The organism is Actinomadura latina NBRC 106108 (genome assembly GCF_001552195.1).
GTDB lineage: Bacteria > Actinomycetota > Actinomycetes > Streptosporangiales > Streptosporangiaceae > Spirillospora > Spirillospora latina.
Genome location: NZ_BCQS01000031.1, coordinates 54,246 through 65,666, shown reverse-complemented (window position 1 = coordinate 65,666; position 11,421 = coordinate 54,246). Strand labels below are relative to the sequence as shown.

Sequence of the window (11,421 nt, the reverse complement as noted above, 5' to 3'; positions counted from 1 at the left end):
GGGCGGAACCCCGGCCGCTCCCGCCCCCCACGGAGATCAGATGCGCCGCAGACGCTGGACGCTCACCCTCGCACTCGCCACCACCGCCGTCCTCGCCGCTCCCCCGGCGCTCGCCGCCCCGCCCGCGGGGACTCCGGCGAACGCGGCGCCGCCCGCGCCGCCCGCCGCGGTCACCGGGAACGCGGCCGGCTTCGACCCGCTGCTCCCCTCGTCCGACCCGGTCGAGCTGCGCGAGGCGTACCGACCGCTGTCGGTCACCTACACCTACGAAGGGCGGAAGCACACGCTCGAGGACTACCTCGCCCGGACGGGGACACAGGGATTCGTCGTCCTGGACGGCCGCGACATCGTCTTCGAACGCTACGTCACCACCGACCGCGACACCCTCTTCCAATCGTGGTCGATGGCGAAGTCGTTCACCTCCGCGGCGGTCGGCATCGCGCTCGGCGAGGGCTTCATCGACTCGATCGACGACCCCGTCACCAAGTACGTCCCCGAGCTCAAGGGCTCCGGATACGACGGCGTCTCCCTGCGGAACCTGCTGCGGATGGCGTCGGGCATCGCATGGACGGAGACGTACGACGTCCCGTTCGTGCACGTCGCCGCCAGCCTCGGGTACCCGCTGACCGAGCTCGCGAAGCAGCGGAAGCGCGGCTGGGAACCCGGGACGCGGTTCGAGTACACGAGCATGAACTCGTTCGTGCTCTCCTGGGTCGTGGCCGAGGCGACCGGGACGCCCTACCACTCCTACGTCCAGAAGAAGATCTGGGGGCCGGCGGGGATGGCGTCCAAGGCGTACCTCGGCAACGACTCCAACGGCAACGGCATGGGGTACTGCTGCTACTACGCCACCGACCGCGACTTCGCGCGATTCGGCCTGCTCTACCTGAACGGCGGGAAGGCGAACGGGCGGCAGGTCGTCCCCGCCTCGTGGGTGGCGGAGTCCACGCGCCCGTCCGCGCCCTTCAACCAGGGCTACGGCCTGCAGTGGTGGCTCGGCGACGACGGCGGCTTCTCCGCCAACGGGCTGGGCGGCCAGCTCATCTGGGTCGCGCCCGGCCGCGGCGTCGTCATCGTGAAGTCGACGCTCGCCACCCTCGCCGCCGGCGAGGAGACCGACGCCGCGTTCGAGGCGCTGGCCGCCGAGGTCGCCCGGACCCGCGCCTGACCGTCACTCGTCCGCGAGCCAGGGGTACCGGCCGGTGTCGGCGCCGGCGTAGTCGGGATCGAGGTAGATGAACACGCGCTGGATCTTCCAGTCGCGGATCTCGAAGACGTCGCACCACCGGCCGGCGCCCCACTCCGGGACGCCCGCCCGCCACGGCCCGTCCCGGTGCTCGCCGTGGCTGGTGCCCTCGCACACCAGCATGTCGCCGCCCGAGGAGATCCAGTTGAACGAGGCGTAGTGGTGCCGGATGGCCTTGATCGTCGCGCCGACGTCGCCGAACAGCCGGCCGATCTCGTCCCTGCCGGTCGCGAGCCCCCATTTCGGGAAGTACACCTGCGCGTCGCTCGCGAACAGGTCCAGAAGCGGAGCGCCGTCCGACGTCACACCGCCGTTGTCGAATCCCTTGAGGTACTCCAGCGCCACCGACTTGCGCTGCTCGTCCGTCATCGTCTGCCTGCTGAGCGCCAACCTCATCACCGTCCGCGTCGCCGGGCCGCCCACCAGACGGTAACCCGGCGCCCGCTCCCGATCGAGAGCCTGGAACAAATCGGGCGTCCCAGGAGGTTAGGCTTGCCTAAGCACTGTGATCCGCATCATCGGAGGACTGCATGGCGACGGAACCGGCGCGCAAGGGACGCAGGCTCCACCGGGGGACGGTGCTGCGCACCGGGCGCCTCACCCCGCACATGATCCGCGTGGTCCTCGGCGGTGCCGGGCTCTCGGGCTTCGGCGCGGGCGAGTTCACCGACCACTACGTGAAGCTGCTGTTCCCGCGCCCGGACGTCGCCTACCCCGAGCCGTTCGACATGGAGCGGGTGCGCGCCGAGCTGCCGCGCGAGCAGTGGCCGAGCACCCGCACCTACACCGTCCGCGCGTGGGACGAGCGGGCGCGCGAGCTGACGATCGACTTCGTGCACCACGGCGACAAGGGACTCGCCGGCCCGTGGGCGGCGAACGCCCGGCCGGGCGAGGAGATCCTCTTCACCGGCCCCGGCGGCGCCTACGCGCCCCGCGCCGGCGCCGGCTGGCACCTGCTGGCCGGCGACGAGAGCGCCCTCCCGGCGATCGCCGCCGCCCTCGAACGCGTCCCGGACGGCGTTCCCGCCCGCGTCTTCATCGAGGTCGCCGGACCCGCGGAGGAGCAGAAGCTCCAGGCTCCGGACGGCGCCGAGATCGGCTGGCTGCACCGCGGCGGCGGCCGGGTCGGCGACCTGGTGGCCGAGGCCGTCCAGAAGCTGGACTTCCCGGACGGCGAGGTGCACGCCTTCGTCCACGGCGAGGCCGGCTTCGTCAAGGAGCTCCGCCGCCACCTCCGTGTCGAGCGCGGCCTGCCGCTGGCGCAGCTGTCGATCTCCGGCTACTGGCGCCGCGGCCGCGACGAGGACGGCTGGCAGTCGAGCAAGCGGGACTGGAACCGCGAGGTGGAACGGGAGGAGGCCGCCGCCCTCTCCTGACCCGGACCCGCTAGGCGGTGCGTCCTGCTAGGCGGTGGCTTCGGTCTGGTCGTCCAGGGGCGGGTCGTCGTCGGCGAAGCCGGGGAGCCAGCGTTCGGCCTCGGCGCGGAAGGCCCCCTCGGCCTCCAGCTGGCAGAGGACGCCGCCGCAGCCGGACAGGGCGCGGCTGACGGCGAGGTACTGGGGCGGCAGCCGGAAGGCGCGGGCGAGCGCGCCGGGGCGCAGGTCGGAGGCGAGGCCGAGGCCGCGGGCGGTCTGCTCGCGGAGCCATTCGCGGGAGTAGCGGAAGCGCTCCACGGCGAACGGGGCGGCGTGCGGGGCGACGAGGGCGGCGATCTCCTCGGGGTCGACCTCGGCCTCGGGGACGAGGAAGCCCTCGTCGCAGAGGGCGTCGACGATCTCGTCGGGGTCGCCGAGGGTGCCGATGCGCAGCAGCCGGCCGATCGACCACTGCAGCTCGGCCGGGACGCGGGCGGCGCCGCCGAAGTCCAGGACGCCGAGGCGCCCGTCGTCCAGCAGGCGGAAGTTGCCCGGGTGCGGGTCGATGTGGATCATCTCGCAGCGGGCCGGGCCGGACAGCAGGAAGCGGAACAGCAGCAGCCCCGCGCGGTCACGGGCCTCCTGGTCGCCCGCGGCGATGACCTTGGCGAGCGGGGTGCCGTCCAGCCACTCGGTGACCAGCACGTTCCCGGCCTGGGCGACGACGGCGGGGACGGCGAAGTCGGGGTCGCCGTCGTAGGCGTCGTGGAAGGCGGTCTGCGCGCGCGCCTCGTCGACGTAGTCGAGCTCCTTCTCCAGACGGCGCTTGAGGTCGGCGATGACCGGCTTGACCTCGACGCCGGGGAACAGCGGCGTGAAGAGCCTGCTGAGCCGGGAGATCTGGTTGAAGTCGCTCATCAGGGCCTGCGCGGCGCCGGGGTACTGGACCTTCACGGCGACCGTGCGGCCGTCGTGCCAGACGGCCTTGTGGACCTGCCCGATGGACGCGGCGGCGGCCGGCCGGTCGTCGAACTCGGCGAAGTGGTCGCGCCAGTCCTCCCCGAGGCCCTCGGCGAGCACCTTGTGGGTCGTGGCGGCGGGCATCGGCGGCGCCGACTCCTGGAGGCGGGTGAGGCTGGCGCGGAACGGCCCGGCGATCTCCTCGGGCAGCCCTGCCTCGAAGATCGACAGCAGCTGGCCGACCTTCATCGCGCCGCCCTTCAGCTCGCCGAGCACGGCGAACAGCTGCTCGGCGGTGCGGCGCTGGACCTCCAGCGCGACGGCCTCGGCGGGGCGGCCGAGGGTCCGCTTCCCGAACCCGAGCGCGGTGCGGCCGGCGAACCCCAGCGGGAGGGTCGCCAGCTTGGCGGTGCGCGTCACCGCGCGGCGGGGGATGTCGCTCACGGCCCGGCCGTCCCTCTTTTCGACGATGCGTCCAACGATTAAGCCTCTCATGGCGAGCGAATGCCACAAAGTGGTCATTCCCCGTGAAAGATTCAGCGTTCGGCCGGACCGGAAGATTCCCGGCCGCCCGTCCCCGCGCCGGGCGCGCACGGGCGCAGCAGCAGCTCGACGACCTCCAGGGCCTGGTCGATCTCCGGCCGGTTCCCGCCCAGGTAGTGGGCGTACATGAACGAGTCGGCGACCCGGACGATCGCCTGGGCGAGCGTCCGGGTCGGCAGCGGGACGCGCAGCGCGCCGCGGTCGATCTCCGCCTGCAGCTCCCCGGTCAGCAGCTCGGTCGCGCGGTCCTCGATGGTGCCGGGCATGGTGGCCAGCCGGATGAACAGCCGCGGCTCGCGCTCGGTGAACGCCTTCAGCGGCGCCGCGTCGACGACGGCGCGCATGAACCGCTCGAGGACGGTGAGGATCCGCGCCGCCCCGCTTCCGCCGACGTCGCGCACCGCCACCTGGTACGTGCGCTCGGTCATCTCCGCGAGGACGGATCCGAGGAGCTGCTCGCGGCTGCCGACCCACCGGTAGAGGGTCGCGCGGCCGACGCCGAGCTCGGCGGCCAGCGCCGACATGTCGATCGGCTCGCCCCGCAGGTAGTGCGCGGACGCGGCGGCGAGCGCGGCGGAAGGCCCGGCCGGGGGCCGGCCCGGGACGTCCGGGGGAACGGGGCTGCCGCTCATCCGCACAGCATGGCACAGCGGCGGGACCGGACCGGCCGGGGGCTCCTCGCGATCGCGCGACTACCCAGGGTGATCAAAGGGTAGTCGAGTGGTGTGAAGGACAAACATGGGGGTGCCGGACGCAAGGGCCGGCTGCTGATCATCGGTGGGGCGGAGAACCGGACCTGCGGGTCGGGGCCGCTGGAGACGTTCGTCGAGCTGGCCGGCGCCGAGGACGCGCGGATCGTGGTCGTGACGACGGCGACGGAGGTGCCGGAGGAGGTCGCCGAGCAGTACACGGCGGTGTTCGGGCGGCTCGGCGTGCCGTCGGTCCGGGAGCTGCGGCTGCTCGGCCGGGCCGCGGCCGACGACCCGGCGACGCTGCGGGCGCTGGACGCCGCGACGGGCGTGCTGTTCAGCGGCGGCGACCAGTCGCGGATCCGGACGCTGGTCGGGTCGCGGACCAACGAGCTGCTCAAGCGGCGGCTGGACCAGGAGGGCCTCGTCATCGCCGGGACGAGCGCGGGCGCGACCGCGATGGGCCACTGGATGATCCTGGGCGGGCACGGCCACGAGGTCGCCGCGTCCAGCGTGAAGGTCGGCCCCGGGCTCGGCCTGCTCGACAACGTGCTGATCGACATGCATTTCAACGAGCGGGGGCGGCTGCCGCGGCTGATGAGCGGCATAGCGCTGGACACCCGCCTGCTGGGCGTCGGGATAGACGAGGACACGGCGATCGTGGTGGGCGACGGCCATTTCGACGTCGTCGGGACGGGGGTGGTCACGGTCGTGGACGCCGGGCAGTCCACCATCGCCTACGCCGCCTCCGACGACGAGCCGATGGCGATGTTCGACGTGTCGCTGCACCTGCTGCCGGCCGGCTGCACGTTCCAGATGAACGACAAGCTGCCCGCGATCGGCAACATGCGCGGCCCGGACGAGGAGGACTGAGCCGTGCGGCTCGACCATGTGCGCCGCCTGAGCGGCCCGAACACCTATCTGTCCCGTCCCGTCGCGATCGCGCGCCTCGACCTGCAGGGCCTGGCCGGCCACGAGACGACCGACCATCCCGGCTTCGCCGGGCGGCTGGTGGCGGCGCTGCCGGGCCTGGCAGAGCACCACTGCTCGGCGGGCCGTCCCGGCGGGCTGCTGGACGCGATGGCGCGCGGAACCTATTTCGGCCACGTCACCGAGCACGTCACGCTGGAGCTGTCCGGGAGCATCGGCCGCGAGGTGTTCTTCGGGCGGACCGTCCGGGCGGGCGGCCCCGCCGAGTACGACGTGATCCTGGAATGCCCCCGGGACGAGCCGCCCGGGAGCCCGGTGGTCGAGCGGCTGATCACGCTCGCCGTGCGGATCGTGACGGGGGCGATCACCGGGGCGGTTCCCGACATGTCCGGCGACCTCGCCGAGGTGGCCGCCGTGCACGAGTGCGAGCGGCTCGGGGTGAGCACGGCGGCGCTGGCGCGGGCGGCGCGGGAGCGGGGCGTGCCGGTCCGCCGCGTCGGCGGCCTCAACCTGCTGCGGCTCGGGTACGGGCGGTACCGGCGGACCGTGTGGGCGGCGATGACCGACGCCACGTCCGCGATCGGGATGGAGGTCGCGGGCGACAAGCGGCTCGCGCACCGGGTGCTCTCGGACGCGGGCCTGCCCGTACCTGAGGGGCGGGTCGCGGCGTCGGCGGCGGAGGCCCTCGAAGCGCTCCGCGACATCGCCGGTCCGGTGGTCGTCAAGCCGCTCGCCGGGCACCAGGGCGAGAACGTCCACATCGAGCTGACCGAGCCCCCGGAGGTCGTGGCCGCGTACGCCGCCGCGGCGGGGGACGAGGGCGAGGTGCTCGTGGAGTCCTACATCCCGGGCGGCGACTACCGGGTCCTCGTGGTCGGCGGCCGGGTCGCGGCGGCGGCCGAGCTGACCGCCGCGTGCGTGACCGGCGACGGGGCGGCGACGGTGACGGCGCTCGTGGAGCGGGTCAACGCCGACCCGGCCCGCGGCGAGGGCCACGACCGGCCGCTGACCCGGCTGACGCTCGGCCCGACCGAGCTGGCGCTGGCGGCCCGGCAGGGCCACGGCCCCGACTCGGTGCCCGGCGACGGGGAGCGGGTGTGGCTGCGCCGCAACGCGAACCTGTCCACGGGCGGCACCAGCCGGGACGTGACCGACGACGTGCACCCCGACATCGCGGCCATGTGCGTGCGGGCCGCCGCGGCCGTCGGCATGGACGTGTGCGGCATCGACCTGCGGCTGCCCGACATCGGCTCGCCGCCGCCCGCCGAGCGCGGCGCCGCCGGGATCCTGGAGGTCAACGCCGCGCCGGGCCTGCGCATGCACCTCGCGCCGCACGAGGGGGCGGGACGGGACGTCGCCGGCGAGGTCCTCGACCTGATGTACCCGGCGGGGACGCCGTCGCGGGTGCCGGTCGTGTCGGTGACCGGCACCAACGGGAAGACCACGACCGTCCGGATGATCGCGCACATGCTGGAGCTGGACGGCCGGCGGACCGGCATGACCAGCACCGAGGGCGTGCACGTGGGCGGGCGGCTCGTCCACACGTCGGACGCGTCCGGTCCCCGCTCGGCGGAGATGGTGCTGGGCGACCGGTCGGTGGACGCCGCCGTGCTGGAGACGGCGCGCGGCGGCATCGTCCGGCGCGGCCTCGGCTACGAGCGCGCCGATGTCGCGGTCGTCACCAACGTCACCCGCGACCATCTCGGCATGGACGACACCGAGTCCCTGGACGACCTGCTCGACATCAAGGCGCTGGTCGCCGAGGAGATCCGGCGCGGCGGGCACCTCGTCCTGAACGCCGAGGACGAGCCGTCGGCGAGCCTCGCCGGGCGTCCCGCCGTCCGGCGCCGCGACCCGGTGCTGCGCTTCTTCTCGCTGTCGCCGGACGCGCCCGTCCTCGCGGCGCACCTGCGCGGCGGCGGCCTCGGCTACTACCTGGCGGACGGCTGGCTGACCGAGGCGCGCGGCGACCGCCGCACCCGGATCCTGCCGGCCGGCGAGGTGGGGGGCTCGTTCGGCGGGCACGCCGCGCACGTCCTGGCGAACGCGCTGGCCGCGTCCGCCGCCGCCCGCGCCCTCGGCGTCCCGGTGGACGTGCTGGCGCGCGCGCTGCGCTCGTTCGACCCCCACACCCGCAACCCCGGCCGGGGCTGCGTGTACCAGGTCGGCGGCAACCCGGTCCTGGTGGACTACGCGCACAACCCGGCGGCGGTCGAGGCGATGGGCGCGTTCGTCGAGCGGCGCTGGGGGGCCGGGGGCGTCGCCGCGGTGACGCTGCCGGGCGACCGGTCCGACGAGCTGGTTGCCGAGACCGCGCGCGCCGTGGCCGCGGCGTTCGGCCGCGTCGTCGTCTACGAGGACGAGGACCTGCGCGGCCGCCGCTCGGGCGAGATGACCCGGCTGATCGTCCAGGGGCTGCGGGAGGCGCGGCCGGACGTGTGCCACCACCCGGCCGGCGACCTGAAGGGCGCGCTGGCGTCGGCGCTGGACCTGGCCGAGCCGGGCGAGCCCGTCCTGCTGCTGTACGAGAAGCTGCAGCCGGTCACCGAGCTGCTGGAGACGCTGGGCGCGGAGCCGGCCGGCTAACCGGACGCCGCCTGCGGGGCGCCGGGCGGCCGGAGGAGGAGGACGCCGGCGGCCAGCAGCACGAGCACCACGATGCCGTCCAGCCAGTAGTGGTTGGCGGTGCTGACCACGACCGCGATCGTCATCGCCGGGTGCAGCACCCACAGCCAGCGCCACCGCGTCCGGGACGTGACGATCAGGCCGAGCGCGATGACCGCCGCCCACCCGATGTGCAGCGACGGCATCGCCGCGTACTGGTTGGCGACCGTGTCGGCCTGCGGCGGCCCGTACACGGCGGGGCCGAACCGCGCCGCGGTGTCGATGAGCCCCGTGTGCGGCAGCATCCGCGGCGGGGCCAGCGGGACGAGCAGGTGCAGGACGAGCGCGACGGCGGTCAGCGCGACCATGACCCGGCGGACCCACCGGTAGTGGACGGGCCGCCGCAGGTAGATCCACAGCAGGAACATGATCGCCGCCGGGAAGTGCACGTACGCGTAGTAGCAGTTGGCCGCCTGCACGAGGAACTGGCTCTGCAGCAGCCCGTGCTGGACGCCGGTCTCGCTCGGCAGGTCGAGGAGGCGCTCCAGGTGCCACACGCGATGGGCGTTGTCGAACGCCTCGGCGACCCGGCCGCTGGCCAGCAGCCGGCCGAGCTTGTAGAACGTGAACAGGACGGTGATGAGCAGCAGCTCGCGGACTGCGCGGGGCCGGCCGCCGGGCCGGCCGCCGCCGCCCGCGTCCCGCCGCCCGGGCCGGAATGGGAGCCAGCGCGGCCGGGACGGTCCGGTGCCTAAGCTCGCCGGCGCACGACCCGCATTCTCCGTACGCGTGCGTGTGCGCTCTGTCATGTGCCGGACGCGCCGGGCGCGGGCTGGTGGTGATCGGCCACTGGTTCCCTCCGCTGTCCTTCGGTTCGGGCCGGTCAGGTCCGGGCCTAGGCGGGCTCCCGCTCGCCGGCGCGTCCCTCGGCGCGGCCGAGCAGATGCCGAAGCCTCTCACCTTCCACGTCCGCGTGGGGAACCGCCCACGCTAAACCAAATTTGCCCATGCGGCAAAATTTCAGACGCCGCCAATTCGTGCGGCGTCCGTCCGGCCGCGCCGCCGGGTCGGCGGGACCCTAGAAGATCGGGAGGCCGGTGTAGTTCTCCGCGAGCGACGTCTTGGCCGCCTCGGACGCGGCCACGTAGTCCAGGTGGGAGCGCTGGAGCCGCAGCTCGAAGTCGCTCGCGGCCGGGTCCACGTGCAGCAGCGTCGTCATCCAGTAGGAGAAGTGCTCGGCCCGCCAGACCCGCCGCAGGCACGCGTCGGAGTAGCCGTCCAGCAGCGTCTCCGAGCCCGAGGCGTACCGCTCGGTGAGCGCCCGCGCCAGGACGATCACGTCCGAGACGGCCAGGTTGAGGCCCTTCGCCCCGGTCGGCGGGACGATGTGCCCGGCGTCCCCGGCGAGGAACAGGCGGTCGTGCCGCAGCGGCTCCGCCACGAAACTGCGCATCGGCGTGATCGACCTGTCGGTGATGGGGCCCTCGTGCAGCTTCCAGCCGTCGTCGGTGGCGAACCGGGCCGCCAGCTCGTCCCAGATCCGGGCGTCGGACCACCCGGCGAGGTCCTCGTCCGGCGAGACCTGCAGGTAGAGGCGGCTGACGTGCGGGGACCGCAGGCTGTGCAGCGCGAAGCCGCGGTCGTGGTTGGCGTAGATCAGCTCCTCGGTGGACGGCGCGACGTCGGCGAGGATGCCGAGCCAGGCGAACGGGTACTCCCGCTCGAACGTCCGCAGGCCGGGCACCGCCGGGCGGCTGACGCCGTGGAACCCGTCGCAGCCCGCGATGTAGTCGCAGTCGAGGGTGTGCGTCTCGCCGCCGCTGCGGAAGGTGACGGCGGGCGCGGACGCGTCCAGGCTCACGACCTCCGCCTCGAACCGGACGTCGCCGCCGTCCGCCAGCCGCCGCGCGACGAGGTCCTTGACGATCTCGGTCTGCGCGTAGACGGTGACCGTCCGGCCGGTGAGGTCGGTCAGCGGGACGCGGTGGCCCGCGCCGCCGAACCGCAGCTCCAGCCCGTGGTGGACGAGGCCCTCCCGGTCGAGCCGCTCGCCCACGCCGCTCTCGCGCAGCACGTCGGTCGTGCCCTGCTCCAGCATCCCGGCCCGCTGCCGGTGCTCCACATAGTCGCGGTCCCGGCTCTCCAGGACCACCGAGTCGATCCCCTGCAGGTGCAGCAGGTGGGACAGCAGCAGTCCGGCGGGGCCTCCGCCGATGATCGCGACCTGGGTACGCATCGAGCCTCCTCGTCATCGGTTCAACCGGCGATGCTGGCGCGCATCGCCGCAGGTTCAAGCGCCGGTCTTCCGCTCACCGGAAAAAGCGTCGGGATCGCCGCGCCAGTGCGCCGCCACGTCCCGGGACAGGGCGCGTACCGCCGTCTTCAGCGGCGGCAGCAGCCGCCGCAGGTCGGCGCCGCGGGTGCCCGCCACCAGCGAGACGGCCGCGACGACGTCGCCCGCGCCGTCCCGCACCGGGGCGCCGACCGACGAGGCGCCCAGCGTCATCTCGTCCCGGGTGAGCGCGTAGCCGTTGCGGCGGACCTGCTCCAGGTTCCGCCGCAGCTTCGCCGGATCGGTGATGGACCGCACCGTGTGCCGGGCCAGCTCGCCGGCCAGGACCGTCTCCCGGACGTCCGGCGGCGCGTACGCCAGCAGCACCTTGCCGACACCGGTGGCGTGCAGCGGCAGCATCGCCCCGACCTGCGTGACGACGGGCACCGAGCGGGTGCCGCGCAGCCGCTCGACGATCAGCACGCGGTCCTCGCGCAGCACGCCCAGCTGCACGTTGTCGTGCGTGGCCTCGTAGAGGTCCTCCATGTGCGGCAGGGCCAGCTCGCGCAGCCCGGTGACGGCCGGGGCCTGGCTGCCGATCCGCCACAGCCGGGTGCCGATGCGGTACGTGCCGTCCGGGACCCGCTCCAGGAACCCGCCCGCGGCCAGCTCGCCGACGAGCCGGTGCCCGGTCGCCAGCGGCAGCCCGGAGCGGCGGCAGATCTCGCTGAGGTTGAGGCGGACACCGCCCTGCGCGACCGCGTTCAGGATGGCCATCACCTTGCCCGCCACGCTCACCGGCCGCGCGCGCTCCGCCATATC

The 11,421-nt window shown here is 74.0% G+C and carries 10 protein-coding genes; 4 read left to right on the top strand and 6 right to left on the bottom strand.

Annotation, left to right across the window (positions count from 1 at the left end):
* The first annotated feature begins 40 nt into the window (after nt 1-40).
* Entirely contained in the window at nt 41-1,168 is a 1,128-nt protein-coding gene (locus tag AL2_RS30045) for a serine hydrolase domain-containing protein (protein ID WP_067639559.1), read from the top strand.
* A gap of 3 nt (nt 1,169-1,171) precedes the next feature.
* Here the strand turns inward: AL2_RS30045 and AL2_RS30040 are convergent, their stop codons facing one another.
* A complete protein-coding gene (locus AL2_RS30040) occupies nt 1,172-1,636 on the bottom strand; it encodes a nuclear transport factor 2 family protein (protein ID WP_067639557.1) in 465 nt (154 codons plus the stop codon).
* Nucleotides 1,637-1,776: 140 nt separating this feature from the next.
* On the opposite strand from AL2_RS30040, the gene AL2_RS30035 reads away from it, so the two are divergent.
* The gene (locus AL2_RS30035; RefSeq protein ID WP_067639555.1) at nt 1,777-2,622 is read left to right on the top strand and encodes a siderophore-interacting protein; all 846 of its coding nucleotides are present in this window, start codon (nt 1,777-1,779) and stop codon (nt 2,620-2,622) included.
* A gap of 27 nt (nt 2,623-2,649) precedes the next feature.
* Here AL2_RS30035 and AL2_RS30030 read toward each other — a convergent pair whose 3' ends face one another.
* The gene (locus AL2_RS30030) at nt 2,650-4,005 is read right to left on the bottom strand and encodes an ABC1 kinase family protein (protein ID WP_067639553.1); all 1,356 of its coding nucleotides are present in this window, start codon (nt 4,003-4,005) and stop codon (nt 2,650-2,652) included.
* 92 nt (nt 4,006-4,097) lie between these two features.
* Entirely contained in the window at nt 4,098-4,736 is a 639-nt protein-coding gene (locus tag AL2_RS30025) for a QsdR family transcriptional regulator (protein ID WP_083947028.1), read from the bottom strand.
* A gap of 93 nt (nt 4,737-4,829) precedes the next feature.
* On the opposite strand from AL2_RS30025, the gene AL2_RS30020 reads away from it, so the two are divergent.
* On the top strand, nt 4,830-5,666 hold the full coding sequence (locus tag AL2_RS30020; protein WP_067639551.1) for a cyanophycinase: 837 nt from the start codon (nt 4,830-4,832) through the stop codon (nt 5,664-5,666).
* Nucleotides 5,667-5,669: 3 nt separating this feature from the next.
* Nucleotides 5,670-8,309 carry a cyanophycin synthetase gene (gene cphA, locus AL2_RS30015; protein WP_067639549.1) on the top strand — a complete coding sequence of 880 codons (2,640 nt, stop codon included), beginning with the start codon at nt 5,670-5,672 and terminating at the stop codon, nt 8,307-8,309.
* On the opposite strand, the gene AL2_RS30010 is transcribed toward cphA, so the two are convergent.
* The 3 genes from AL2_RS30010 to AL2_RS30000 all read right to left on the bottom strand — a co-directional run bounded on the left by AL2_RS30010 (nt 8,306) and on the right by AL2_RS30000 (nt 11,418).
* Nucleotides 8,306-9,136, bottom strand: a complete 831-nt coding sequence (locus AL2_RS30010; RefSeq protein ID WP_067639548.1) for a phosphatase PAP2 family protein — start codon at nt 9,134-9,136, stop codon at nt 8,306-8,308. The genes cphA and AL2_RS30010 overlap by 4 nt on opposite strands.
* Before the next feature lie 269 nt (nt 9,137-9,405).
* Complete coding sequence (locus AL2_RS30005) at nt 9,406-10,563, bottom strand: 4-hydroxybenzoate 3-monooxygenase (RefSeq protein WP_067639546.1); 1,158 nt, start codon at nt 10,561-10,563, stop codon at nt 9,406-9,408.
* A 54-nt stretch (nt 10,564-10,617) separates the two neighbouring features.
* Complete coding sequence (locus AL2_RS30000; protein ID WP_067639544.1) at nt 10,618-11,418, bottom strand: IclR family transcriptional regulator; 801 nt, start codon at nt 11,416-11,418, stop codon at nt 10,618-10,620.
* Nucleotides 11,419-11,421: the final 3 nt, after the last annotated feature.